At 71.6% G+C, this 24284-nt stretch carries 25 protein-coding genes; 3 read left to right on the forward strand and 22 right to left on the reverse strand.

Features of this window, described 5'->3' with window-relative positions; translation table 11 throughout:
* Positions 1-30: 30 nt before the first annotated feature.
* The 3 genes from ASD62_RS05420 to ASD62_RS05430 are packed head-to-tail and all read right to left on the reverse strand — an operon-like array spanning position 31 to position 2844.
* Positions 31-831 (reverse strand): FAD:protein FMN transferase, encoded by an 801-nt coding sequence (locus tag ASD62_RS05420; protein WP_235530639.1) that lies wholly within the window; start codon positions 829-831, stop codon positions 31-33.
* On the reverse strand, positions 828-1400 hold the full coding sequence (locus tag ASD62_RS05425; protein WP_056915084.1) for an FMN-binding protein: 573 nt from the start codon (positions 1398-1400) through the stop codon (positions 828-830). The genes ASD62_RS05420 and ASD62_RS05425 overlap by 4 nt, the downstream gene beginning before the upstream one ends.
* A 10-nt stretch (positions 1401-1410) precedes the next feature.
* Positions 1411-2844: a ferric reductase-like transmembrane domain-containing protein gene (locus tag ASD62_RS05430; protein ID WP_235530640.1), complete on the reverse strand. Its 1434-nt coding sequence runs from the start codon at positions 2842-2844 to the stop codon at positions 1411-1413.
* 120 nt (positions 2845-2964) lie between these two features.
* On the opposite strand from ASD62_RS05430, the gene ASD62_RS05435 reads away from it, so the two are divergent.
* Positions 2965-3492, forward strand: a complete 528-nt coding sequence (locus ASD62_RS05435) for a TIGR03086 family metal-binding protein (protein WP_056915085.1) — start codon at positions 2965-2967, stop codon at positions 3490-3492.
* Positions 3493-3592: 100 nt separating this feature from the next.
* Here the strand turns inward: ASD62_RS05435 and ASD62_RS05440 are convergent, their stop codons facing one another.
* The 4 genes from ASD62_RS05440 to ASD62_RS05455 are packed head-to-tail and all read right to left on the reverse strand — an operon-like array spanning position 3593 to position 7595.
* Positions 3593-4273 carry a nucleoside/nucleotide kinase family protein gene (locus ASD62_RS05440; RefSeq protein WP_056915086.1) on the reverse strand — a complete coding sequence of 227 codons (681 nt, stop codon included), beginning with the start codon at positions 4271-4273 and terminating at the stop codon, positions 3593-3595.
* On the reverse strand, positions 4270-5052 hold the full coding sequence (locus tag ASD62_RS05445) for a TSUP family transporter (RefSeq protein WP_056915087.1): 783 nt from the start codon (positions 5050-5052) through the stop codon (positions 4270-4272). The genes ASD62_RS05440 and ASD62_RS05445 overlap by 4 nt, the downstream gene beginning before the upstream one ends.
* On the reverse strand, positions 5053-5811 hold the full coding sequence (locus ASD62_RS05450) for an HAD family hydrolase (protein ID WP_056915088.1): 759 nt from the start codon (positions 5809-5811) through the stop codon (positions 5053-5055). It lies immediately after the preceding gene.
* On the reverse strand, positions 5811-7595 hold the full coding sequence (locus tag ASD62_RS05455) for a proline--tRNA ligase (protein ID WP_056915089.1): 1785 nt from the start codon (positions 7593-7595) through the stop codon (positions 5811-5813). Before ASD62_RS05455 ends, ASD62_RS05450 begins: the two co-directional genes overlap by 1 nt.
* Before the next feature lie 119 nt (positions 7596-7714).
* Between ASD62_RS05455 and ASD62_RS05460 the strand changes: the two genes are divergently transcribed.
* Entirely contained in the window at positions 7715-8350 is a 636-nt protein-coding gene (locus tag ASD62_RS05460; protein ID WP_056915090.1) for a pyridoxamine 5'-phosphate oxidase family protein, read from the forward strand.
* Positions 8351-8363: 13 nt separating this feature from the next.
* Here the strand turns inward: ASD62_RS05460 and ASD62_RS05465 are convergent, their stop codons facing one another.
* From ASD62_RS05465 to ispG, 7 genes are all read right to left on the reverse strand, one after another.
* Positions 8364-8780 (reverse strand): MauE/DoxX family redox-associated membrane protein, encoded by a 417-nt coding sequence (locus ASD62_RS05465; RefSeq protein ID WP_056915091.1) that lies wholly within the window; start codon positions 8778-8780, stop codon positions 8364-8366.
* Positions 8777-9028: a hypothetical protein gene (locus ASD62_RS05470; RefSeq protein WP_056915092.1), complete on the reverse strand. Its 252-nt coding sequence runs from the start codon at positions 9026-9028 to the stop codon at positions 8777-8779. Before ASD62_RS05470 ends, ASD62_RS05465 begins: the two co-directional genes overlap by 4 nt.
* Complete coding sequence (locus tag ASD62_RS05475; RefSeq protein WP_056915093.1) at positions 9028-9873, reverse strand: DUF4081 domain-containing GNAT family N-acetyltransferase; 846 nt, start codon at positions 9871-9873, stop codon at positions 9028-9030. Before ASD62_RS05475 ends, ASD62_RS05470 begins: the two co-directional genes overlap by 1 nt.
* Positions 9874-9939: 66 nt before the next feature.
* Entirely contained in the window at positions 9940-10698 is a 759-nt protein-coding gene (locus ASD62_RS05480) for an amino acid ABC transporter ATP-binding protein (protein ID WP_056915094.1), read from the reverse strand.
* A complete protein-coding gene (locus ASD62_RS05485) occupies positions 10695-11483 on the reverse strand; it encodes an amino acid ABC transporter permease (protein WP_056915095.1) in 789 nt (262 codons plus the stop codon). The genes ASD62_RS05480 and ASD62_RS05485 overlap by 4 nt, the downstream gene beginning before the upstream one ends.
* Positions 11484-11522: 39 nt before the next feature.
* A complete protein-coding gene (locus tag ASD62_RS05490; protein WP_056915096.1) occupies positions 11523-12359 on the reverse strand; it encodes an ABC transporter substrate-binding protein in 837 nt (278 codons plus the stop codon).
* A gap of 303 nt (positions 12360-12662) precedes the next feature.
* Complete coding sequence (ispG, locus tag ASD62_RS05495; protein WP_056915097.1) at positions 12663-13823, reverse strand: flavodoxin-dependent (E)-4-hydroxy-3-methylbut-2-enyl-diphosphate synthase; 1161 nt, start codon at positions 13821-13823, stop codon at positions 12663-12665.
* A 68-nt stretch (positions 13824-13891) separates the two neighbouring features.
* Here ispG and ASD62_RS05500 point away from each other — a divergent pair, with 68 nt between their 5' ends.
* Positions 13892-14833 (forward strand): hypothetical protein, encoded by a 942-nt coding sequence (locus ASD62_RS05500; RefSeq protein WP_157581367.1) that lies wholly within the window; start codon positions 13892-13894, stop codon positions 14831-14833.
* Here ASD62_RS05500 and ASD62_RS05505 read toward each other — a convergent pair.
* The 8 genes from ASD62_RS05505 to ASD62_RS05540 all read right to left on the reverse strand — a co-directional run bounded on the left by ASD62_RS05505 (position 14830) and on the right by ASD62_RS05540 (position 24282).
* Entirely contained in the window at positions 14830-16197 is a 1368-nt protein-coding gene (locus tag ASD62_RS05505) for an RIP metalloprotease (RefSeq protein ID WP_056915099.1), read from the reverse strand. The genes ASD62_RS05500 and ASD62_RS05505 overlap by 4 nt on opposite strands.
* Positions 16194-17465 carry a 1-deoxy-D-xylulose-5-phosphate reductoisomerase gene (gene dxr / locus ASD62_RS05510; protein WP_056915100.1) on the reverse strand — a complete coding sequence of 424 codons (1272 nt, stop codon included), beginning with the start codon at positions 17463-17465 and terminating at the stop codon, positions 16194-16196. Before dxr ends, ASD62_RS05505 begins: the two co-directional genes overlap by 4 nt.
* A 31-nt stretch (positions 17466-17496) precedes the next feature.
* Entirely contained in the window at positions 17497-18150 is a 654-nt protein-coding gene (locus ASD62_RS05515; RefSeq protein ID WP_056915101.1) for a Pr6Pr family membrane protein, read from the reverse strand.
* A 37-nt stretch (positions 18151-18187) separates the two neighbouring features.
* A complete protein-coding gene (locus ASD62_RS05520; RefSeq protein ID WP_056915102.1) occupies positions 18188-19258 on the reverse strand; it encodes a DnaB-like helicase C-terminal domain-containing protein in 1071 nt (356 codons plus the stop codon).
* A gap of 84 nt (positions 19259-19342) precedes the next feature.
* Positions 19343-20803, reverse strand: coding sequence for an NAD-dependent succinate-semialdehyde dehydrogenase (locus ASD62_RS05525; RefSeq protein WP_056915103.1), 1461 nt, complete (start codon positions 20801-20803; stop codon positions 19343-19345).
* Entirely contained in the window at positions 20803-21909 is a 1107-nt protein-coding gene (speB, locus tag ASD62_RS05530; RefSeq protein WP_082552837.1) for an agmatinase, read from the reverse strand. Before speB ends, ASD62_RS05525 begins: the two co-directional genes overlap by 1 nt.
* A complete protein-coding gene (locus ASD62_RS05535) occupies positions 21906-22964 on the reverse strand; it encodes a hypothetical protein (protein WP_056915104.1) in 1059 nt (352 codons plus the stop codon). Before ASD62_RS05535 ends, speB begins: the two co-directional genes overlap by 4 nt.
* Positions 22965-23004: 40 nt before the next feature.
* Positions 23005-24282: a saccharopine dehydrogenase family protein gene (locus ASD62_RS05540; protein ID WP_056915105.1), complete on the reverse strand. Its 1278-nt coding sequence runs from the start codon at positions 24280-24282 to the stop codon at positions 23005-23007.
* Between the last annotated feature and the right edge of the window lie 2 nt (positions 24283-24284).

Below are 24284 nucleotides of genomic sequence, written 5' to 3' on the forward strand. Positions count from 1 at the left end.
CCAGAGGGGTCGCCGGACCACGCCCCGCGCTCAGAGGACGAACGTGCGGTACTGCGGGTCGTTCACGGCCAGCGCCTCGCGCCCTGCCACGGGGTCGACGAACAGGGCCGTGGCCCAGACGTCGGCCCACAGCAGGCTCGGGCCCCACACCGTCGCCGAACCCGTGCGCTCGACGGCTCCGCCCGAACGCGGGTCGGCGATGTGCGCCCCGCGGGCCGCCGTGCCCGAGGTGGCCAGTCCACCCGTGGCCAGGTCCAGGGTGGCGGCCACGATGCCCGGCCGCGCGGGGTCCTCGATACCGACGCGCCAGGTGGACGGCCGGGTGTCCCGGCCCGCGCCCGCGACCAGGTCGCCACCGGCGTTGAGGCAGAACGAGATCCCGGGCACGTTGGCCAGGTGCGCAGCCGCCTTCGCCACCGCCCACCCCTTGACGAGGCCGGTCGGGTCGTACCCGCCGGCGCCGGGGTAGGACGCCGTGAACAGGCCGGCGGTCCGGCGCTGCGCCTCGGCACACAGGAGCGCGACCTCCTCGTGCCACGGGTGTGCCAGGGCACCGTCGAGCTCGCCACGGCGCAGGCGCATCAGCTCGCTGTCGGTACGCCAGGTGCTGAACAGGGCGTCGACCTTCTGGAGCGTCGACCACACCTGGCCGACCGCCGCCTCGACCTCGGGCGTGTCGACCCTGCCCCGCACGTGCGCCGACACCGGCAGCCCCATGACCTGGGTGACGAACGCCCGGCGAGGGAGCGCGGCGTCCGAGCCCGACCGCGTGGGCGGCTGCGAGGTCGCCCCGGTGGCGCCACCGGGCCGCTCCAACGTCGGGGCGCTCACAGGTGGGCCTGGTCGATGGCGGACTGCAGGGACTGGATGTAGCCGTCGGAGGTGTAGGTCGCACCGGACACCATGTCGATGGTCGAGCTCTGGGACGCGACGGCCTCCTGGTTGAGGATCGGCACGGCGTAGGAGTTGATCTCCTGGTCGCGGTGGTCGTTCCACGGGACCTGCAGCACGGCAGAGGCCGTGATCTTGCCGCTCTTCACGGTGATCTGGACCTGGACGTCGCCGTACCGCGTGCTGATCGCGTCGCCGGCGTACGTCTTCGCGGCCGAGGACGACGAGCTGGACGACGAGCCGGTCGACGAGGACGACGAGCTGGAGGAGCTCGGGGTCGAGGTGTCGCTCGGGGTGTCCGTCGCCGTGCCGGAGGACCCGGAGGGGGTCGAGGCGCCGCCGTCGGTCGAGGTCGTCGTCTCCGGGGTGGGGACGGCTGCCGGCGTGGCCGCCTGGGCGATGACGGGGGGTACCACCGTCGAGCCCTTGCTGGAGGTCGACGTGTGGTAGCTGAACAGCAGGACCAGCGTGGTGAGGGTGGACAGGCTCCACAGGGTGATGCGTCGCACTCCAGGTCTCCTAGTACTCGAACAGCTCGAGGTGGATGTGGTCGGACGGGACACCGCAGTCGAGGGCGGCATTGCGAGCCGCGTCCATCCACTTCGGTGCGCCGCAGAGGAAGATGTCGCGCTCCGCCACGTCCGGGACGAGCTGGCTCAGTGCCTGCGCGTCGCTGAGGTGGGCCGCGGAGGCCGGCAGCCAGGAGTCTCGACCCGGGACGCGGGCGCCCTCGACGGTGACGTACCGGGCACCCTTCTCGCGAGCCAGCTCGAACAGCTCGGCGGCGAAGACGAACTGGTCGCGGCTGTGGGCCCGGTGCACGACGACGACGTCGCCGGGGTCCTGCTCGAGACCCTCGAGCAGGGCGCGGATCGGGGTGATGCCGATCCCCGCGCCCATGAGCAGGACCTTGCGGCGGGTGCGCACCCCCGGGTGCAGGCGACCGTACGGACCCTCGATGAGCACCCGGGTGCCGGGCGCCATCGTGGCCAGGCGGGCGGTGCCGTCGCCGACCTCGGCCGCCGTGATCCTCAGGGACCGGCCGTCGGGGGCCGCGGACAGGGAGTAGGGGTGGGCGCGGCTCCAGCCCGGACCGTCGAGGAAGCGCCACTGGAGGAACTGCCCGGGCTCCACGTCGAGCTTCTCGACGCCGCGGCCGGTGACGACCACGGAGGTGACCCCCGGCCCCTCGTCGACGACCGAGTCGACCCGCAGCGGGGCCCGCAGCGAGCGCCAGGCGGGCACGCCGATCCGGTAGCCGAGCACGGCCGCCGCGCACACGGCATACAGGGTCCACCAGAAGACCGTCGAGGCGGTGGAGGCCAGGAACTCCCGCCCGGTCCACAGCTGGTGCGGCAGGGCGAGGCCCGCGCCGAGGTAGCCGTAGAGGTGGATGAGGTGCCACGACTCGTAGCGCAGCCGACGCCGGGCCCTGCGCACCGAGGTCACGACGACCATGCACAGCGCGATGGCGCCGGCCGTGGCCAGGAGCATGCCCGGGTAGTGCAGCACCAGGTCGACGAGCGTCCCCCAGATCCCCGTGGGGGTCCCGGCGGCGTAGCCGAGGGTGATGAGCACGATGTGCGCCCACAGCAGGTTGAACGACGTGAACCCGACCAGCCGGTGCGTCCTCGCGAGCTCGTCCTGGCCCCACGCCTGCTCGAACCACGGCACCCGTGCCATGAGGAAGACCTGCACCAGCAGCAGCGCCGAGGCGATGAGTCCGGTGAGCCGGCCGGTGCTGGTGAGGGCCCCCGCGACCGAACCGAGGTCCTGGATGCCGCCGTGGGCGACCCAGAGCGCGGTCACCCACAGCAGCACGAGACAGAAGGCGGCCGCCGAGGCGTCGCGCCACCAGCGCGGGACGGTCCGGACCGCACGGCTCCGGTATGCCGCCGGGGCGGCCGGGGAGGGGGCGGGCGCCATGGGGGCCGGCACGTCGATCGTGGTCACAGGAGAACTGTGCGGCCGAAGTCTAGGAGTTTGCTGTGGACAGCCCGTGACGTCGGTTTGGCTTTCCCGACCTGCCCGAAAGGTCTTGTCTGGACGGGGTTGGAGTGGTTGCGTGGCGGGATGGACACCTCACGAGACGACCTCTCGACCCTGGACCGTGGCCTCACCCAGCTCGGCAGCCTCGTGGAGTCGGTGCAACCTGCCGACCTCGACCGGCCGACGCCCTGCTCCGACTGGACCGTGCGCGAGCTGCTCGGCCACGTCGTCCAGGGACCGGCCAACTTCGCGACCTCGGTGCGCGGCGGCAAGCCGGACTGGTCCGCCGGGAGCGAGCTGCCCGAGGACTGGGCCGACACCTTCCGCACGCACGCCGACGACCTCCGCGCCGCCTGGGACGAGAACCCCGACGCCCAGGGTGGAGCGGGATTCCAGACCGCCGAGCTGGCCGTGCACGCCTGGGACCTGGCGACCGCCCTGGGCAAGGACAGCGGCGAGCTCGACGCCGGGGTGGCCGAGGCCGGGTACGCGACGATGTCGCAGGCTCTCACGCCAGAAGCCCGGGGCCAGGCCTTCCGGCCCGAGCAGGACGCCCCGGAGGACGCCGGCCCGTACGAGCGCCTGGCCGCGTTCGCCGGCCGCTCCGTCTGATCCCGCAGTCCTTGAGTGGTCCGACGGGGCCTGGCCCGCCGGACCACTCAACGACCGGAGCGCGCGACGGGAGGGCGCGGACGGGGCGGGGCGGGTCGGGTCAGTCGACCACGAGGCCGTCGACGACGACCACGTCGGCCCGGTCGCGCCCGGTGACGACGAGCCGGGCGTTGGCCTCGTCGGACCGGTCGACCCACGCCTCGGCGTCGTCGACCTCACGCCCGGTGAGGACGTGCCGGTCGACCAGGCGGGCCCGCCGCTGCTCGGCCGCCAGGTCGCAGAACCACACCTCGTCGAGCTCGGCGCGGACCGTCGGCCAGCCACCGTCGGGCAGCAGCAGGTAGTTGCCCTCGGTGAGGACGAGGTCGGCGCCCACGGGGACCTCGATCGAGTCGGGCTCCGGTTCGCCGACACCGTGGTCGAAGCTCGGGGCCCACAGCGCCGCTCGCGGGGTGGCCCGCGCGGTGGTGAGGGTCGCGGCATACGCCTCCACGTCGAAGGTGTCCGGGGCGCCCTTGCGGTGCCGGCGCCCCAGGCGGTCCAGCTCCGCGTTGGGCAGGTGGTAGCCGTCCATCGGCACGTGGGCGACACGTCCCGCGAGGCGAGGGTCAGCCGCGGCAGCAGCGAGCACCGCGAGGACGAGCGTGGTCTTGCCCGCGCCGGGCGCCCCGCTGATGCCCAGGACCCGTCGGCGTCCCTCGAGGGTGGCGGCCTCCACGAGGACGGCGCAGCGGTCGAGCAGCCGGGGGTCCGGGCGCAGCACCGGTCCCGCGGCCGTCATGCCCACACCCCCAGCACCGAGCCGCCGATCCGGACGATGAACGCGACGAGGACGACGACGAAGACCACGCGCACGAACCTACTCCCCCGGGCGACGGCGGTCCTGGCCCCGACGTACCCCCCGACGATGTTGGCGACCGCCATGACGGCACCGATCGTCCACATGACGTGCCCGCCGGGGACGAAGACCGTCAGCGCCCCGAGGTTGGTGGCGAAGTTGGCGATCTTGGCCTTGGCGCTGGCCTCGAGGAACGCGTACCCCATCAGGCCGACGAGGGCGAAGACGAGGAACGACCCGGTGCCCGGCCCCAGCGCGCCGTCGTAGACGCCGATGACGAAACCGGTGAGCATCGCGACGACGGTGTGGCGGTGGCCGTCGAACCGCAGCGCCGTCTCGTGCCCGAGGCGTGGTTTGGCGACGGTGTAGGCACCGACGACCACGAGCATGACCAGGATGACCGGGTTGAACGCCGCCTTGGGGATGTGCAGCCCGAGGAGCGCCCCGCCGACCGCCCCGACGTACGCGACCGCTGCCATGGGCAGGGCCGTGCGCAGGTCGGGACGGACCCTGCGCCAGTATGTGATCGAGCTCGTGGTGGTGCCGAAGATCCCGGCGATCTTGTTGGTCGCCAGCAGCTGCGCCGGGGTCGCCGACGGGAAGCCGAGGAGCAGGGCCGGGAGCTGCACGAGCCCACCACCGCCCACCACGGCGTCGACCCACCCCGCGCCGAACCCCGCCAGGGCCATCAGCAGGACCGTGGTCAGGTCGAGGTCGGGCACCTACCGACCCAGCCAGCCGTCGACGATGTCCAGGATGTCGAGCAGCTCGTGGGCCTCGGCGTCGGGCGTGACGTCGACCGTGACCCGCTGGCTCTCCGGGATGTCGCTGTGCGGCACCCAGATCGCGCGCATGCCGACCTGCTGGGGGCCGTGCACGTCCTCGTACGGCCGGTCGCCGACGTAGACCGCTGCCTGCGGCTCGACACCGACCGCGGCGCAGGCGGCGAGGAACGCCTCGGGGTGCGGCTTCACGACGTGGATCTCGGAGGAGTACACGTCACCGTCGACGAGGTCCAGGACGCCGTCGCGCTGGAACACCTCGCGGTGGTAGGCCCGGGTCCAGATCGTGTTGGACAGCACGCCCACCTTGAGCCCGCGGTCGTGCAGCCCCTCCCAGAGCGGGCGGACCTGTGGGTCCGTGTGGGTGTGCGGCTCCCAGAACCTCCGGTATGCCGCCAGCGCCAGGTGGTGCCGGTCGTGCTCGGCGTCCACCCCCGCGTCCGCGAGGATCTGCTCGATCGACGCGCTCTCGTGGCTCTCACGTCCCCGGGACCACGCGCGCTCCTCGGCGGCGTGGATCCGCATCGCGAGCGAGTCGGCCTCGGCAAGGTCGTCGGCCGGCATGTCGGGGTCCTCGACGGGCAGGCCATGGACCTCGCGCGCGAAGACCCGCCACTGCTTCGGCAGGTCGACATCGTGCCAGGGCGTCAACGTGCCGCCCCAGTCGAAGATGACCGCCTCGAGGGGCACAGCCCCCATCAGCCGGCCGAGCCGTTCACCGCGGCCAGGACCGCTGCGACGACGCCGTCGACCGGGACCTCGGTGCGCTCCCCGGTGGCGCGGTCCTTGACCTCGACGATGCCGTTCTCGAGCGACTTGCCGACGACCACGATGGTCGGGATGCCGATGAGCTCGGAGTCCTTGAACCGCACGCCGGGGCTGACCTTCTGCCGGTCGTCGAACAGCACCGTCAGGCCCGCGGCCTCGAGCTCGCGGACGAGCTCCTCGGACTTCGTGAAGACCTCGGGGTCGCGGTTCATGTCCTTGCCCGCGGCAACCAGGTGGACGTCGGCGGGGGCGATCTCGCGCGGCCAGCGCAGGCCGAGCTCGTCGTGGTTGCCCTCCGCGACGCAGGCCACCGCCCGCGAGACCCCGACGCCGTAGGAACCCATGATGACCGTCTGGAGCTTGCCGTTCTGGTCCAGCACCTTGAGGTCGAGGGCCTCGGCGTACTTCGTGCCGAGCTGGAAGATGTGGCCCATCTCGATGCCGCGGGCCGACTCGAGGTCGTGGCCGCACGAGGGGCAGGCGTCGCCGGGGCGGACGTCGGCCGCCTCGATCGTGCCGTCGGCGGTGAAGTCGCGGCCGGCGACGAGGTCGATGACGTGCTTGCCGGGGACGTCGGCACCGGTCACCCAGCGGGTGCCCTCGACGACGCGGGGGTCGAGCAGGTAGCGGATCCTCGACGACGACTCGGAGCCGAGGGCGCCCGGCCCGATGTAGCCCTTGGCGAGGGCGGGGTTGGCCGCGAAGTCCTTCTCCTCGAACGCCTCCACCTCGGCGGGCTCGACCTGGGCGCCCAGGCGCTTCTCGTCGATCTCGCGGTCGCCGGGCACGCCGATGGCGAGGGGCTCGCGGGTGCCGTCGGGGTGCACGAGCACGACGAGGACGTTCTTCAGGGTGTCGCTCGCGGCCCAAGGACGGTCCTCCCGGGGGAAGGCCGCGTTGAGGTGGTCGACCAGGGTCTCGATGGTCGGGGTGTCGGGGGTGTCCTCGGCGTGCGCGGCAGGCGCGTCGTCGTAGGGCAACGCGTCGGGGACGGGCACCTGCACGGCCTCGACGTTCGCGGCATACCCGCAGTTGCGGCAGTGGACGTAGGTGTCCTCGCCGTTCTCCGCGGTGGCGAGGAACTCCTCGCTCTTGGACCCGCCCATGGCGCCGGCCATCGCCTGGACGATGACGTAGTGGAAGCCGAGCCGGTTGAAGATGCGGACGTATGCGTCACGGTGCAGCTGGTAGCTCTTGTCGAGCCCGGCCACGTCGATGTCGAACGAGTAGGAGTCCTTCATGATGAACTCGCGGCCGCGCAGGATGCCGGCGCGCGGACGCGCCTCGTCGCGGTACTTCGTCTGGATCTGGTAGATCGACAGGGGCAGGTCCTTGTAGGACGAGTAGAGGTCCTTCACCGTGAGGGTGAACATCTCCTCGTGCGTCGGGCCGAGCAGGTAGTCGGCACCCTTGCGGTCCTGGAGGCGGAAGATGTTGTCGCCGTACTCGGTCCAGCGCCCGGACGCCTCGAAGGGCTCCTTGGGCAGCAGGGCGGGGAAGAGCAGCTCCTGGGAGCCGATCTCGTCCATCTCCTCGCGGACGATCTTCTCGACCTTGCGCAGGACCTTCAGGCCGAGCGGCAGCCAGGTGTAGATGCCGGGGCTGACGCGGCGGATGTAGCCGGCCCGGACGAGCAGCCGGTGGCTCGGCACCTCGGCATCGGCCGGGTCCTCGCGAAGGGTTCGCAGGAACAGGGTCGACATGCGCAGTGCCACTTCGGACTCCTCAGGTGGTGGACAACCACCAGAGGATATCGGTGCGTGTGCCGCGGGCTCACCCCAGTTGTGCCGGCGGAGGGCCGTACGGGGCCGGACGGCGCTGGCACACTGGCGGCATGAGCTCCGACGCCACCGTGGACGACCACCGGATCGAGACCGCCGACCAGCTGCGGGAGCTCGTCGGCGACCCGCTCCCCCGGGTGCGGGACAAGGTCAGGACGTCGCTGCACGAGCTCGACCGGGACTGGATCGCCGCGTCACCGTTCTGCGTCGTGTCGACCTCGGACGCCCTGGGACGGTGCGACTCCTCGCCGAAGGGCGACCCGGCGGGGTTCGTCAAGGTCCTCGACGACACGACGCTCGCCGTCCCCGAGCGCAAGGGCAACAAGCGGGTCGACGGCTACCTCAACGTCCTGGAGAACCCGCACGCCGGCCTGATCTTCCTCGTCCCCGGCCGCGGTGACACGCTGCGTGTCAACGGCCGCGCCCGGCTGGTCTCCGACGCCCCGTGGTTCGACGACATGGAGGTCAAGGGCCACCGCCCCGTGCTGGCACTCGTCCTCGACGTGGAGGAGGTCTTCTTCCACTGCGCCAAGGCGTTCATGCGCAGCAAGCTGTGGCACCCGGCGACCTGGGACCCGATGGCCGTCGGCTCCCGGCCGGAGATCGCCAAGGCCCTGGAACGACCGGAGGACTCGGTCGAGGAGCTCGAGAGGTACTACGGCGAGCAGTACTCGACCGGCCTGTACTGACCGGCACGCCTCGTCAGCGGCCGGCGGCCCGGAGGGCGGTGCGGATCAGCGGGAGCTGGAGCGGCAGCCGCGCCACGGTGCCGGCGAACATCGCCCTGGCCCCGGTGGTCTGCCTGCGCTGGGCGCGCTTGCCGTGGTTGACGCTCATCTGGACGTTGCCCGGCAGGATCGCCACCAGCAGGGCGGCGCTCCCCCAGCCGGCGAGGCGACGGGTCCGCGGGTGGAGCAGGCCGGCGGCACAGACGAGCTCGGCGACACCGGACGCGTAGACCAGCTCGCGTCGTCGCGGGAGCGAGTTCGGCACGAGCGGCTCGAACACCTCCGGCTTGGTCAGGTGGGTCACCCCCGACGTGAGGAACAGCGCCGCCAGCCCGGCGACGTCCTTGCTCAGGGGCGGGGTGGTGTCGCGAACGGCGCGCAGGGAGGTCATGGGTCCATCCTGTCCGGCTCGGCCACCCGGTGCGCGGCGAGGTACCGCAGCCGGGCCCGCAGCGCCAGGGCGAAGGTGACCCCACCGAGGGCGACCAGCACGAGGCCGACCCAGAGCCAGGTGCGCCCCTCGGGCTGCACCCCGGGCACGAGCGCGACGAACAGGCCGAAGGCGAGCACGGAGCCGGTGAGCCACAGCAGGGCGTTGCCCGCGGCCGGGTCGTCCTCCCGGGGCGCGTCCTGCTGCATCAGAGCAGGACGGTCGAGAACGAACCGACGTCCTCGAAGCCGACCTTCGTGTAGGTCGCACGCGCGCTGGTGTTGAAGTCGTTGACGTACAACGTGACCCACTTGGCCCGCGTGGCCATCACCTGCTCGACGACGGACGCCATGAGCGGCACGGCCAGCCCCTGCCCGCGCAGGTGCGGTGCCAGCCACACGCCCTGCAGCTGGGCGCACCCGAGGGCCACCGACCCGACGTCGGCCTTGAAGATGACGGCACCGTCCTCGACGACGACGAAGGTGTGGCCCCGGTCGATGAGGGCCAGGAGCGCAGTCCGGTATGCCGCGCCGGACCCCGAGTAGGGCGGGTAGCCGATCTCCCCCTCGAACATGTGCGCCGCGGCCGGCATCACGAGGTCGACCTCGTCGGTCGTGGCGGGGCGCACGCGCGGGTCGAGGTCGACCCCGAGGGACGACGGCAGGTCCATCGCGCTCATGAGGGGCTGGTCGGCACGCACCGCGCGCGCGGGACCCCACGCAGGGGCGAGGTGGCGCCACAGCTCGGCCACCTGGTCTGCCGGGCCGAGGATCGACGCGCAGTGCCGTCGCCAGCGACGGACCCGGTCGGCGAAGAAGGCGATGTCGGCCTCGTCTGCCTCGACGGGAACGAGGTTGGCGCTGGACCAGCACAGCGACTGCAGGCGTCCGTCGACGCGGTGCCCGAGGACGGTTCCCGGCTGCGTCGTCAGCACCCCTTCGAGCAGGCGGGCGGCGACGAAGACGTTGGCCGGGAGGTTGCGGGCGCACACCTCGAGGGCGTCGTCGCGGTCCGCCGCCGTCAGGGCGTGGACCGGGTTCCGGGTGCGCAGCACGCAGTCAGCCTAGGCCGTGCGTGACGTCTGCGCGCCGCTATCGACCGACGACGCGGGCAGGAAGGGTCACAGCACCTGGGAGAGGAACCGTCGGAGCCGGTCGCTGCGGGCGTCCTCGAACACCGTGTCGGGCGAACCCGACTCGACGACGACACCCCGGTCCATGAACAGCACCTGGTCCGCCACCGAACGGGCGAACCCCATCTCGTGCGTCACGACGAGCATCGTCATACCCCCGGAGGCGAGGTCGGCCATGGTCGCGAGGACCCCCTTGACCAGCTCGGGGTCGAGGGCCGAGGTGGCCTCGTCGAAGAGCATCACCTGGGGCTGCATCGCGAGCGCCCTGGCGATGGCGACGCGCTGCTGCTGGCCTCCCGACAGGGTCCCGGGCCGGACGTCGGCCTTGTGCCGCAGCCCCACCCGGTCGAGCTGGGCGAGCGCCTGCTCGACCGCCTCGTCCTTCGAGAGGCCGCGGAGGCGGGTGAGCCCCAGGGTGATGTTGTCGCGGACCGTCTTGTGCGGGAACAGGTTGAAGTGCTGGAACACCATGCCCACCCGTTGCCTCAGCTGGTCGGGGTCGTCGGCGAGCACGCTGCGGTCCTCGAGCAGGACGTCACCGGAGTCGGGTTCCAGCAACCTGTTCACGACGCGCAGCAGCGTCGACTTGCCGGATCCCGACGGCCCGATGACACAGGTCGTCGAGGCCGCAGGAACCGCGAGGGTGACGCCACGCAGGACGTGGTTGGTGCCGAACGACAGGTGGACGTCGCGCGTGGCGACCGACACCCCGGTGGTGGCCGTGGGCGGTGCGGCGGTGGTGCTCATCGGTGGCCTTCCTGGGCGAGGGCGAGGGACGGGGCGGCCGGGTCGGTGGGTTCGTCCTCGACGCGCTCCGCGCCGTCGGCGCGACGGCCGTCGCGCAGCCGGCGGTCGATGGCGTTGACGACGTGGGTGAGCGGCACCGTGATGAGCAGGTAGAACAACCCGGCCAGCAGGAGCGCCGACTCGTTGCCGGTGTTGGCGGCGGCGTCCTGGCCGATCCGGAACAGGTCGCGCTGGCTGGCGAGCAGCCCGAGGAAGTAGACGAGCGACGACTCCTTGATCAGCGCGATGAACTGGTTGACCAGGGCCGGCAGCACCCGCCGGATCCCCTGCGGGATGACCACCAGCCGCATGCCGCTCGGGCGTGAGAAGCCGAGCGCGCGGGCGGCCTCGAGCTGTCCTGCGTCGACGCTCTGGATGCCGGAGCGGAAGATCTCGCCGATGTAGGCGCTGGCGATGAGCGAGAGCGCGAGGATGCCGAGCGGGTACGGGTTCGGGCCCCAGATCTGCAGCCCGACCGGCGACAGGCCGACGCCGATGAGCAGGATCGTCACGGCGGCGGGGAGGCCGCGGAAGACGTCGGTGTAGACCCGCGCCGGCCAGCGCAGCCAACGGCTGCCGGACAGGCCGGCGACGGCCAGGACCATGCCGACGACGGTCCCGATGACCGCCGAGGTGAGGGCCAGGATCAGGGTGTTGGGCAGTCCGACCTTGATCAGCTCGGGCAGGGCGGTGCGCATGGCGTCGACGTCGAAGAACGTCTGCCACAGGGTGCTCAGGACATCCATCCCTGGCCCTCCTCTCGGTGGTGGTGGTGGTGGTGCTCGTTACCGGGCAGCGCCGATGGCGACCGAGCCGCTGCCCGGCGTGAAGTCGGCCGGGATCTCGCGGCTGGGGTAGTACTGCTTCTGCAGCTTGGCCCAGGTGCCGTCGGCGATGACCTCGTCGAGGGCCTTGTCGACGGCCTTGCGCAGGGCGTCGTTCTGCTGGTTCACGGCGAACGCCGTGCCACCCGGGTCGAGCTGCTTGGCGACGGCGAGCACCTTGCCACCGGAGTCGGTGGCCGTCTTCTCGCCGATCTCCGCGGGGGTCACCCATGCGTCGGCCGTACCCGCCTTGAGCTGGTTGAGGGCGGCGTTGTAGTCGGGCACCCGCACGGGGTCGAGGTTCTCGCGCGTGGCGAAGTCGTCCTGGACGGTGCCCTGCACGACGACGACCCGCTTGCCGGACAGCTGGTCGAACGACGTGATCGGCGAGCCCTTCGGGACGTCGAGCCCGAGGAAGCCGAAGTCGTACTTGTTGGAGAACGCCACGGTCTTCTTGCGCGCCTCGGTGATGCTGATCGAGGACGACCCGAGGTCGTACTTGCCGGTCTTGACCTGGGCGAGCAGCGAGCTGAACTCGGTGCCGACGAACTGGACCTTGAGGCCGAGCTTGGCGGCCACGGCCGAGAGGAGGTCGTTGTCGAACCCGGTGAACTTGCCGTCCTTGAGGAAGACGTTCGGCGGGGCGTCGGTCAGCGTGCCGACGCGCAGCGTGCCGGGCTGCTGGAGCTTGTAGGGGTTGGACTCGGCGGAGCTGCTGCTGCCCCCACCGCACGCGGCGAGGGAGAGCGCGAGCGCTGCGGAGGTGGCGAGGACGAGGGCGCGACGGCGCACGGACATGGTGATCGGTTCCTAGGGTCGTGAGGGCTGGGCAGGGTCGGCGCTGACCCGGGCGCGGGCATGACGGAACCCGCGCGGTGCTGGTGTGTCGGAAGGACGTTGACGAGGGGGCGGACCGCACGCGGGCGCCGGGCAGGCGCCATACGGGTGCGGCTAGGGACAGGCCCGACGGGCCGGGCGGACACCGGGGACCGGTGCCGTGCGGCCGCTCAACGTGAACACATCAGAAAGTTATCCCACCCATAACTTCGGGTGATAACCGGGGTGACGCTTCGCCCACGATGTGGGACGGGGCTGGACAGGTCAGCCGACGGTGACGCTGGGGGCCCCGGCACTGGCCTCGTCGACGGGCTCGCCCATCTCCTCGGCGATGCGCATGGCCTCCTCGATGAGGGTCTCCACGATCTGGCTCTCGGGCACGGTCTTGACGACCTCACCCTTGACGAAGATCTGGCCCTTGCCGTTGCCGGAGGCGACGCCGAGGTCGGCCTCGCGGGCCTCACCGGGGCCGTTGACGACACAGCCCATGACGGCCACGCGGAGCGGCACGGTCATGCCCTCGAGGCCGGCCGTGACCTCGTCGGCGAGCTTGTAGACGTCCACCTGGGCCCGACCGCACGACGGGCACGAGACGATCTCGAGCTTGCGGGGCTTGAGGTTGAGCGACTGGAGGATCTGGTTGCCGACCTTGACCTCCTCGACGGGAGGAGCCGACAGGGAGACCCGGATGGTGTCGCCGATGCCCTTGGACAGCAGCGCCCCGAACGCGGTCGCCGACTTGATCGTGCCCTGGAACGCCGGGCCCGCCTCGGTGACGCCGAGGTGCAGCGGCCAGTCGCCCCGCTCGGACAGCATCTCGTAGGCCTTGACCATGACGACCGGGTCGTTGTGCTTCACCGAGATCTTGAAGTCGTGGAAGTCGTGCTCCTCGAAGAGCGACGCCTCCCAGACGGCCGACTCGACGAGCGCCTCGGCGGTGGCCTTGCCGTACTTCTCGAGCAGTCGCGGGTCGAGCGAACCGGCGTTGACCCCGATGCGGATCGAGACGCCCGCGTCCTTGGCGGCCGCGGCGATCTGCTTGACCTGGTCGTCGAACTTGCGGATGTTGCCGGGGTTCACCCGCACCGCGGCGCAGCCGGCGTCGATCGCGGCGAAGACGTACTTCGGCTGGAAGTGGATGTCGGCGATCACCGGGATCTGGGACTTGCGGGCGATCGCAGGCAGGGCGTCCGCGTCGTCCTGGCTGGGGCAGGCCACGCGCACGATGTCGCAGCCGGACGCGGTGAGCTCGGCGATCTGCTGCAGCGTCGCGTTGATGTCCGTCGTCGGGGTCGTGCACATCGACTGCACGGAGATGGGCGCGTCACCGCCGACCTCGACCTTGCCGACCTTGATCTTGCGCGTCTTGCGCCGCGGCGCGAGGACGGGCGGGGGCAGTGCCGGCATACCGAGTCCAACAGTCATGGCCCAAGTATCGCCCACCTGTGGTTTGATCCCCGACCATGGGGGTCACCGGGGGACATGGGGACGACGTGCGCCGCGCCGACGAGGCGATCGCCGAGGCGGCTCGCGCCGCCCACGAGCACGCCACCGCGACGGCGCGGCTCGGCTCGCTCGAGCGCGAGGTGGCCCGGCTGACCGAGCTGGTGTCGAGCCGACGCGCTGGGCTGGCGCAGGAGGAGCAGGACGTCGCGAGGCTCGAGTCCTACTCGCTGGCGCGCATCGCCTCCGCGTTGCGCGGCAACCGTGACGCGGACCTCGACCGCGAGCGGGCCGAGGCCCAGGCGGCGCAGTATGCCGTCGCCGACGCCGAGCGTGCGCTGGCCCGGGCACGCCAGGACGAGGCCTCCTGCCGCGCCGACCTCGACGGCGCACCCTCCCCCAAGGCCCTGATGGCCCAGGCCGTGGCCGCCAAGGAGGCCGCCCTGTCCGCCGACCCCGTGACGGCAGCCCGGCTGTCGGACCTCGCCGCCCGTCGCGGCGTGCTGGCGGCGCAGCTGAGGGAGCTCGACGAGGCGGCTGCCGCGGGTGCGCAGGCACGCGCCGACCTCGACCGCGCGGCGGGGCTGCTCGACAGCGCCGACACGTGGTCGACCTACGACACCTTCCTGGGCGGCGGGCTGATCAGCTCCGTGGTCAAGCACGACCGGCTCGACCAGGCCGCTGCGTTCATCCGCACGGCCGGGGAGGCCCTGGCGAGGTTCAGCCGGGAGCTCGCCGACGTCGACCTCGAGGGTCCCGCGGGGCCCGAGGTGTCGGACCTGCTGCGCGGCATGGACATCTGGTTCGACAACGTCATCAGCGACCTCATGGTGCGCTCCCGCATCAAGGACTCGTCGCACGCCGTCGCCGTCGCACTGACCGAGACCGGGCGGCTGCTCGGCGTGGTCGCGGAGCGCAGCACGCAGGCCCGGCAACGGGCCGAGGACCTCGAGCAGGAGTACCGCGACCTCGTCGGCGCCCCTCGCTCCTAGCCGCCGAGGCTGATCGGCTTCACCAGGTCGGCGTAGATGAGCAGGACCGACATGACGATGAGCACCGAGGACACGGCATACGCCACCGGCAGGGCCTTGGCGACGTCGACGTGACCGGGGTCCGGGCGGTGGCGCAGCCTGGCGACCCCACGCTTCGTGCCCTCCCACAGCGCTCCCGCGACGTGGCCACCGTCCAGCGGCAGCAGCGGGATGAGGTTGAAGACGAACAGCGCGAGGTTGAGCGAGGCCATCAGCATGAGCAGGAAGACGAACGGGTTCATGCCGTTCTCCCCACCGATCCACGGGATCTTGCCCGAGGTGGCCTCGCCCGCCATGCGGCCCACACCGACGACCGACACGGGCCCGTTGGGGTCGCGCGCCCCGGAACCGAACGCGGCCTGCACGACACCGACCATCTTCTGCGGGATCTTGAGGACCACGCCGGCGGTGGCCAGCAGCTGGTCCCCCACGACCCCGGGGACGGCGGACAGGGGCTGCGCCTCGTAGCCGACGATCCCCTCGGAGGAGACCCCGAGGAAGCCGGTCTCCTGCGTGATCGGCTGGCCGTCGGCGTCGACGAGCGGCGTGCCGTCCGGGCCGACCTGCTGGACGGAGTTCTTGATGGGGGTGGCGGTCAGCGTCTGCTCGACCCCGTCGCGCTTGACGACGATCGGCACCGACTGGCCCACGCGCGGACGGATGAGCTTGCCGACGTCGGCCGTCGTCCTGATCGGCTGCCCGGCGACCGACACGATCTCGTCACCGGGGCGGATCCCGGCGGAGTAGGCAGGGGTCCTGGGGTCGCTGGCGGCACACGTGGTCTTGGTCGCGGCTTCCTGGGCGGGCACGACGCACTCGGACACGCTCGCGACGCGGGCACCGTCCTGGAGGGTCGCGACGCCGTACGTCGTGAGCACCCCGGTGAGCAGCACCACGGCGATGAGGAAGTTCATCGTCGGGCCGCCGAGCATGACGATGACCTTCTGGTGCACCGGGAGCTTGTAGAACACCCGCTCCTCGTCGCCCGGCTGGACCTCCTCGAGGCTGAGCTGGCGCGCCTCGTCGGCGAGCTGCGAGAAACGGCCGGTGCTCGACACGCGCAGGGTCCCCGGCTTGTCCCCGGGCCGCGGCGGGAACATCCCGATCATCCGGATGTAGCCGCCGAGCGGGATCGCCTTGATGCCGTACTCGGTCTCGCCGCGCTTGCGTGACCACAACGTCGGGCCGAAGCCGACCATGTACTGGGTCACCTTGACGCCGAACTTCTTGGCAGGGACGAGGTGGCCGATCTCGTGCAGGCCGATGGACAGCCCCACCCCGAGCACCACGAAGAGCACCCCGAGCACGAACAGCAGCACGGTCATCGGTGGAGCGCCCCCTCGGCGTCGGTCAGTGGTTCGTCGGTCTGGTGTGCGTGGGGCAGCCCCAGCACGGTGCGGGCCTGCTCGCGCGCCCACCTGTCGGCGCGCAACACGTCCTCAACGGACAGTGTCGCTGATTCGATCCCCCCGTGGAGCGCGTTCGCGTGGTCAGCGTGGTCAGCGTGGTCAGCGACCACCCGGTCGATGGTGTCGACGATGTCGAGGAACCCGATCCGCCCCTCGTGGAACGCGTCGACCGCCACCTCGTTGGCCGCGTTGTAGACCGCGGGGTAGGTGCCCGCCGCCTCGCCGACCTGTCGGGCGAGCCGCACGGCCGGGAACGCCTCGTCGTCCAGCGGCTCGAACTCCCAGGTCTGCGCCCTGGTCCAGTCGACCGGCACGTCGACGTCGGCGAGGCGTTCGGGCCAGGACAGGCCGAGGGCGATCGGCACGAGCATCCGCGGCGGTCCCGCCTGGGCGATGGTCGAGCCGTCGACGAACTCCACCATGGAGTGGATCAGCTGCTGCGGGTGGACCACGACGTCGATCCGGTCGAACGGGATGTCGAACAGCAGGTGCGCCTCGATCACCTCGAGCCCCTTGTTGACCAGGGTGGCCGAGTTCGTCGTGATGACCCGCCCCATGGAGAAGTTCGGGTGGGCCAGCGCCTGGTCGGGCGTGACCTCGCGCAGGGACTCCCGCGAGCGCCCCCGGAACGGCCCACCGCTGGCCGTGACGACGAGGCGCCGGACCTCCTCGGCGCGCCCTCCCCGCAGGCTCTGCGCGATCGCGGAGTGCTCGGAGTCCACGGGCACGATCTGCCCCGGCTTCGCCGCGGCCTTGACCAGCGGGCCACCGACGATGAGGGACTCCTTGTTGGCCAGGGCCAGGACCGACCCCTGTGCCAGCGCCGCCAGCGTGGGCCGCAGCCCGATCGCGCCGGTGATCCCGTTGAGGACGACGTCGGCACCGGACCCGGCCGCGGTCACCGCGGCATCGTCCCCGACCACGATCTGGGGCCGGTATGCCGCGCGGCCGGCTCGCGCGGCATGCGCGGCGATCGCCTCGGCGACCTGCTCGGCGGTGCCGCCGGCGACCGCGACGAGGTCGACGTCGAAGGCGACCGCCTGCTCGGCGACGAGGTCGATGTTGGACCCGGCCGACAGCGCGGTGACGCGGAACCGGTCGGAGTTGCGCGAGACCACGTCGAGCGCCTGGGTCCCGATGGATCCGGTGGAGCCGAGGATGGCGACGGAGCGCGGAGAGGTCACCCCTGCATTGTCGCAGCCCGCGCCGAGGGGCTCACCCGTCGGACTGCCGGCGCCGCGCCAGCGCCCGGTCCGCGGCGACGAAACCGAGGCCGACCACGGCGAAGAGCACGGCGATGGCCGCGAGGTTGAGCAGCACCCGACCCCAGCCGAGCGTGTCGACGTTCATGAACGGGTAGGGCCACCAGTCGGCGACCACCCCCCGCACGAGGGTGTAGAGCCCCCACAGGAGCGGCCAGCCGAGCGAGGGCAGCACGGCGGACCGCACGGCCTGGCCGCGTGGTCCGGCGACCGCCCACGCCACGAGCGCGAGGATCGGCACCACCACGTGCAGCAGCTTGTCGACGACGTAGCTCGCGCCGTGCAGGTCGAGGATCGGGCGCAGGAAGAACCAGTGCACCAGGCCGGTCACGGTGATGCCCTCGATCGTGGCCAGGCGCACCACCCGCCAGAAGGTGCCGTCGTGGTCCGGGTCGCGGGCCAGCGTGAGCGACACGTAGGCCACGAGGAGGTTGGACAGCACCGTGAAGTAGGAGATGAACTCCACGAGCCGGGTGCCCAGCGGCTTCGCGGCAGTCTCGTCGAGGACCGCCTCGCCGTTGACGATGAGGACGAGCTGCCACAGCACGGCCACAAGCGTGACGGCGGCGACGACGCCGTGGACGGCGCGGCGATGGGTCGGGGTCACCCCCACCACGCTAGCCCCGACGGCGGCGGACGACCCGTCAGTCGCGGAAGACGCGCTCCTCGATGAGCTGCTCCTCGACGAGCCGGCCCTCGGGCTCGAAGCGGCCCTGCTCGAACCGCTTGCGGAACTCCAGCGAGACGTGGTCGACACCGCTGCGGTTCTTCTCGATGGACATGATCACCCACTGGCGGAAGCGCTCGGCGTTCTCGAGGTGGTAGACGAGGTGGTGCTTGGCCACGACGTCGTACTTGTCGTTGAGGATGAGGATGACGTCGGACTCGTACGCCAGGGCCGACGAGCCGCGCAGGTCGTTGACCCGCATCCGCTTCCCGGCGACCAGGCTGCCCTTGTCGGCCGCCACGATCGCGAGGATCGGCACCTGGAACTCGAGGGCGAGGTCCTTGAGCCGCTCGACGACGACGGCGACGCGCTCCTCCTCGCTGCCCGAGAACTGCGCGACGGGCACCTTCTGGAGGTAGTCCACGAGGACGAGGGGTGGCTGGCTCTCCTGGCTCACCACCTGCTCGATCGCGGTGCGGATCTCGTCCAGCGTGGTGTGCAGGCCGCTGGAGGTGTGCACGTGCAGGTGCTCGCCGTACCGCTCGAGGGCAGCGACGGCCTCGGCCCCACCGGGTGCGTTCGCGAAGCGCTCGCTCATGGAGTGGGCGTTGCTGTGGCGGGCCTCGAAGCGCTGTCGGATCTTGGTCAGGCTGATGCCGTCCGAGCCGGCGATGGCTCCCGCCTCGATGGCCAGCAGGCGCTCGAGCACGCTGTGGGCGTCGTGCTCGTAGGAGAAGAACACCGCCGAGCGGTTGGCGGAGACCGCGTTGCGCAGCATCTGCAGTGCCATCGCGGTCTTGCCCAGGCCCTGGGGTCCGCCGAGCAGGATGAGCTCCCCCGAACGGAAACCACCCGTCAGCGCGACGTCCAGGCTGTCGAAACCCGTGGGCCACACCCGCGCACCGGCCGCCCGGCCGGTGCGCATCTTCTCGTCGGTCTCGACGAGGACGTCAGTGAGGGAGCGAAGCCGCGGCGCCGTGCGTCCGGGCGGGGTCGCCGGCGCCGAGGCAGGCTCGGCCGAGGCCTCGTGCGACTCGACGGTGGTCATGAGAGCGATTGAATACCCATTGCCCGCCGTACGGGGACAGTTCGGCCAACTTCGTCCGGGGGAACTACGGGACAGACCCGCCGATCAGGGGGCGATGCCGACGTACGTCGTCTCGAGGTACTCCTCGATCCCCTCGAAGCCACCCTCGCGCCCGAAGCCGGAGGCCTTGACCCCTCCGAACGGCGCTGCGGGGTTGGAGATGATCCCCTGGTTGATGCCGATCATCCCGTACTCGAGCGCCTCGCTGACCCGGATGACACGGCCCAGGTCGTTCGTGAAGACGTAGGACGCGAGTCCGTACTCCGTGCCGTTGGCCAGGTCGATGGCCTCCTTCTCGGTCCGGAAGGAGGCGATGGGCGCGACCGGCCCGAAGATCTCCTCGCGCATCATCCGGGCGTCCTTGCGGACGCCGGTGATGACCGTGGGCTCGTAGAAGTAGCCGCGCCCCGGGACGGCCTTGCCGCCGGTCACGACCGTGGCGCCCTGCGAGCGAGCGTGCTCGACCAGCTCGGACACCCCGTCGCGGGCCTTGCCGTCGATGAGCGGGCCGACGTCGACGCCCTTCTTGGTCCCCTTGCCGAGGGTGAGCCCACCCATCCGCGTGGCGAGCTTGGCGGAGAACTCCTCGACGACGCTCTCGTGGACGTAGAACCGGTTGGCCGCCGTGCAGGCCTCACCGATGTTGCGCATCTTGGCGAGCATGGCGCCGTCGACGGCGCGGTCGAGGTCGGCGTCCTCGAACACGAGGAAGGGGGCGTTGCCGCCGAGCTCCATCGACACGCGCAGGAGCTGCTCGGCCGACTGCTCGACGAGGCGACGACCGATGTTGGTCGAGCCGGTGAAGGTGAGCTTGCGCAGGCGTGAGTCCCGGATGAGCGGCTCCATGACGTCACCGGTCCGCGAGGTGGTCACCACGTTGAGGACCCCGTCCGGCAGGCCGCACTCACGCAGCAGCTCGGCCAGGGCGAGCATCGTCAGGGGGGTCTGGCTCGCGGGCTTGACGACCATGGTGCACCCGGCGGCGATGGCCGGGCCGATCTTGCGGGTGCCCATGGCCAGCGGGAAGTTCCACGGCGTGATCATCAGGGTGGGCCCGACCGGCTTCTTCATCGTGAGGAGCCGGGTCGCACCGTTCGGGGCCGTCGACCAGCGGCCGCTGATCCGTACCGCCTCCTCGGAGAACCACCGGAAGAACTCGGCGCCGTAGGTCACCTCGCCCCGCGACTCGGCCAGGGTCTTGCCCATCTCGAGCGTCATGAGCGTGGCGAAGTCCTCGGCGCGCTCGGTGATCTTCTCGAAGGCCGAACGCAGGATCTCGCCACGGTCGCGCGGCGGCGTGCTGGCCCAGTCCCCTTGTGCCGCAACGGCGGCATCGAGGGCCGCCTTGCCGTCAGCGACCGACGCGTCAGCGACGTGCGCGAGCGTGGCGCCGCTCGAGGGGTCCTCGACGGCGATGGTGCGGCCGTCGCTGCCGTCGCGCCACTTCCCCGCGATGAACAGGCCCTTCGGGACGGATTCGACGAGCGACTTCTGCGTGGTGGCCATCAGGACTTTTCCTCCGTGGGTGCGTGGTCGTGCTGGTCGTGGGTCTCGTGCGTGTGGTGGTGGGAGGGGATGTGTCCCTCCGGTATGGCGCCGGCGCGACCGGCGAGGAGCGGCTGCGCCGGGTCCCAGCGGGTGCCGTCACGCTCGTCCCGGCGACGGCGGGCGATGGCCGACAGCGCCTCGAGGACGACGCGGTTCGCGAGAGCCGCGGTGATGTCGGCGTGGTCGTAGGGAGGGCTGACCTCGACGACGTCGACACCGACGACGGGCAGCTCGAGGCAGATCCGGCGCACCGAGTCGAGCAGCTCGCGGGCCGACAGGCCGCCGGGCTCGGGCGTGCCGGTACCCGGTGCGTGGCCGGGGTCGCAGACGTCGATGTCGACGGAGAGGAAGACCCCCTCACACTCGTCGGTGGCGATCGCGAACGCCTCGGTGAGGCACTCCTGCAGCCCCCGGTGGACGATCTCGGTCATCTCGAACGAGCGCATCTGCTGGCCGGCCATCCAGTCGAGCGTCTCCGGCGGCGGCCAGTAGCCGCGCAGCCCGACCTGCAGGAACCGGTCCCCGCGCAGCGCCCCGGACTCGATGAGCCGACGCATCGGCTGGCCGTGGCCCCAGAGCGACCCGAACTCGATGTCACCGGTGTCGGCGTGCGCGTCGAAGTGGATCATCGACACGCGGCCGTGCCCGAGGACGTTCGCTACCCCCTTGGCGTCAGGGAACGCGATGGAGTGGTCACCACCCAGGACCACCGGTATGGCGCCAGCGCGGGTCACCTTCTCGACCGCAGCCTCGAGCTTGGGCAGGGACCGCTCGATGTCGCCGGAGTACATCTCCACGTCACCGGCGTCGACCACCCGCAGGTCCACCAGGCCGTCGGTGCGCAGCGCCAGCGAGGGCCGCGAACCGTCGTGCGGGAGGTAGTCGGTCATGCGGATCGCCTGCGGCCCGAACCGGGTTCCCGGTCGGTGGGAGGTGCCGCCGTCGAACGGTGCACCGAGGATCACGACGTCCGCGTCGGCATACGTGCTCTCGTCGTCGAGGTCGCACCGGTCCACGCCGAGGAAGGTGAAGTCGGGGCCGTACTGCTGCCCGTATCGCGTCATGAGCCGACCCTAGTCCCGTTGCCCCCGAAGGTTTCACGGCCCCGGTGACTCAGGATCGCGGCGTAACCCAGCACCCCGAACCCGAGCAGTCGCACGATCGGTGGGGTCGGGTCGACACCGCCGTCGGGCCACCACGGAAGCAGGCCCACGAGGACGAGGACCGCACCAACGACGACGAGTCGGTGCTCCCGCCGCAGGAACCACGCGGCCACGACAGCCAGCACGGCAGCGACGACGGCGAGTCCCCCGGGGTCGGCGAACGCCCAGGGACTGGAGGAGCCGTGCGCCGTCGACCCGGTGAACTGCGCGATGGCCACCGTGACGGTCTCCGGCTCCTCCACGAGTCCCGCCGGTCGGGCCAGGGCGAGGACCTGAGCGTGCACGCCCTCGAGCGAGGCCTGCGCGAGCAGGGCAACGTGCAGCGCACCGGCCGCCAGCACCACCGCCCAGGCCGCACCCACCAGGTCGCGGCCAACCACCGTCGACGCTGCCGGGTCACCGGCCCGGGCGGCAGGTCCGGCGACGGCGCGGACGACCAGCACCGCGGCCGCGGCCCAGAGCACGGCAGGGCGCGTCTCGTGGAGACCTGATCCGGGGCCCACGACCTGGGCCGTGACCTCCGTGACCCCGAGCAGCGACCCGACCGCCACCCCCGCCCAGCGGACGGGGGCGGACTTCGAGGACCAGCCCGCCGCCCCCACAAGCACGGCCGTAGCCACGCTCCCGGCCGCTGGCCCCCACCACAGCGGCCCGATGAGCACCGAGGCGAGAGCCAGCACCACGCCGAGGACGACCAGGCGACTGCTGCGGCGGACCGCCACCGCGACCACGAGGACCATGATCGGCAGCAAGGCTGCAAGCGCTGAGACGTCGTCGAGCCGCGCGTAGTCGGCGTAGCCGGGGATGTCGCGACCGAACCAGGCGTACGACGACCCGTCCGGCACGGTGGCGAGGGCGTCCGCCGAAGACGAGGCGAGCGACAACCGGGTCAGGTGCGCCTGCAGGGCGAGGATGCCCGCGAGCACCACCCACCACGCCCGGGTCCACCCCGTCATCGCCACGCCCTCGCTGCCACGGCCGAGCCGCCCTGCGGCGTCAGCGGTCCTCCATGCCCCACGGCGAACCGTAGCCGTCGGGCTTGGGCGCCTTGAGCAATTCGAGGAACGGCACGGCGTCGAACGCCTCCGGACCGAGGACCCCGTTGCCGGCCCACGTACCGTTGGCGAGCAGCTCGAGTGCGACGACCGGGTTGACCGCGGTCTGCCACACGACGCACTGGGCGCCGTACTCGCGCATCGTGTCCTCGTTGTCCGACACGTGGTAGAGGTACGTGCGGCGAGGCTGACCGTCCTTGCCCGTGCCGGTGACCCAGAGGCCCGCGCAGGTCTTGCCCTTCATCTGCGGACCGATCGTCGCAGGGTCGGGCAGCACCGCGGCCACGACGTCCCGCGGCGAGACCTGGACACCCTTGACCGTCACCGGGTCGGTGCGGTCGAGGCCGAGCGTGCGCAGGGTCTTGAGGATGGTGATGAGCTCCTCGCCGAGGCCGTACTTGAAGGTCACCCTGTCGGCGTCGACCCAGCGGGGCATGAGGAGCACCTCCTCGTGCTCGACGTGGACGCACTCGACCGGGCCGATGCCCTCAGGGAAGTCGAACACCTCGGGCTCGGCGAACGCCGGCAGGGTGCGGAACCCCGCCTCCACGTCGCCGCCCGCGGCCTCGGCGCGGGACCTCTCCCACACCACCGGCGGGTTGAGGCACTCCTCGATGATCGTCCACATCGAGAAGCCGGGGGCGAAGGTCTCGTTGCCGTCGGCGTCGAGGACGGCGAGGTTCGCGCCGTCCCTGGTGCCGAGCTCCTCGATGTGCGAGAAGAGGTGGTCGGAGGCATACCGCGCGAACACGTCCGACAGCCCGGGCTCCACGCCCATCCCCACGAGGGCGAGCTGGTTGGATGCCTCCCACTCCCCCGCCATGGCGAACTGCTCGTCGCCGAGCTTGACGTGCGCCTTGGCGTACGGCTCCTCGGGGTGGCGTTGCGACAGGCTCATGGCCATGTCGAGGTAGCCGGCACCGGCCACCAGCGCCCCACGGAAGATCGGCATGACGAACCGCGGGTCGACGGCGTTGAAGACGTGCGTGACCGCGTGCTTCAGGGCCAGGGCGGCCACGGCAGCGCCGTCGGAGGCGTCCACCACCTCGGCGACGAGGCGGTCCTCGCCCGGGCGCCGGGCGGTGGCGTGGGCGACGGTCGCCTCCGCCCTGGACAGGTCGTAGTCGGCGACGACGAGCAGCTCGAAGAAGTCGCGCTCGACGGCGATGCGCGCGGCAGCGTCACCGACGCCACCGGCGCCGATCATGAGGATCCGCATGG

The organism is Phycicoccus sp. Root563, from assembly GCF_001427915.1.
Classification (GTDB): Bacteria; Actinomycetota; Actinomycetes; order Actinomycetales; family Dermatophilaceae; genus Pedococcus.

What these genes read in the sequence shown, in the direction of transcription:
- speB (WP_082552837.1), bottom strand. Translation starts at nt 21,909, where the DNA reads ATGACGCGATACGGGCAGCAGTACGGCCCCGACTTCACCTTCCTCGGC.
- ASD62_RS05540 (WP_056915105.1), bottom strand. Translation starts at nt 24,282, where the DNA reads ATGCGGATCCTCATGATCGGCGCCGGTGGCGTCGGTGACGCTGCCGCG.
- ASD62_RS05485 (WP_056915095.1), bottom strand. Translation starts at nt 11,483, where the DNA reads ATGGATGTCCTGAGCACCCTGTGGCAGACGTTCTTCGACGTCGACGCC.
- ASD62_RS05460 (WP_056915090.1), top strand. Translation starts at nt 7,715, where the DNA reads ATGAGCTCCGACGCCACCGTGGACGACCACCGGATCGAGACCGCCGAC.
- ASD62_RS05465 (WP_056915091.1), bottom strand. Translation starts at nt 8,780, where the DNA reads ATGACCTCCCTGCGCGCCGTTCGCGACACCACCCCGCCCCTGAGCAAG.
- ASD62_RS05480 (WP_056915094.1), bottom strand. Translation starts at nt 10,698, where the DNA reads ATGAGCACCACCGCCGCACCGCCCACGGCCACCACCGGGGTGTCGGTC.
- ASD62_RS05470 (WP_056915092.1), bottom strand. Translation starts at nt 9,028, where the DNA reads ATGCAGCAGGACGCGCCCCGGGAGGACGACCCGGCCGCGGGCAACGCC.
- ispG (WP_056915097.1), bottom strand. Translation starts at nt 13,823, where the DNA reads ATGACTGTTGGACTCGGTATGCCGGCACTGCCCCCGCCCGTCCTCGCG.
- ASD62_RS05440 (WP_056915086.1), bottom strand. Translation starts at nt 4,273, where the DNA reads ATGACGGCCGCGGGACCGGTGCTGCGCCCGGACCCCCGGCTGCTCGAC.
- ASD62_RS05525 (WP_056915103.1), bottom strand. Translation starts at nt 20,803, where the DNA reads ATGGCCACCACGCAGAAGTCGCTCGTCGAATCCGTCCCGAAGGGCCTG.
- ASD62_RS05490 (WP_056915096.1), bottom strand. Translation starts at nt 12,359, where the DNA reads ATGTCCGTGCGCCGTCGCGCCCTCGTCCTCGCCACCTCCGCAGCGCTC.
- ASD62_RS05435 (WP_056915085.1), top strand. Translation starts at nt 2,965, where the DNA reads ATGGACACCTCACGAGACGACCTCTCGACCCTGGACCGTGGCCTCACC.
- ASD62_RS05450 (WP_056915088.1), bottom strand. Translation starts at nt 5,811, where the DNA reads ATGGGGGCTGTGCCCCTCGAGGCGGTCATCTTCGACTGGGGCGGCACG.
- ASD62_RS05535 (WP_056915104.1), bottom strand. Translation starts at nt 22,964, where the DNA reads ATGACGGGGTGGACCCGGGCGTGGTGGGTGGTGCTCGCGGGCATCCTC.
- ASD62_RS05505 (WP_056915099.1), bottom strand. Translation starts at nt 16,197, where the DNA reads ATGACCGTGCTGCTGTTCGTGCTCGGGGTGCTCTTCGTGGTGCTCGGG.
- ASD62_RS05520 (WP_056915102.1), bottom strand. Translation starts at nt 19,258, where the DNA reads ATGACCACCGTCGAGTCGCACGAGGCCTCGGCCGAGCCTGCCTCGGCG.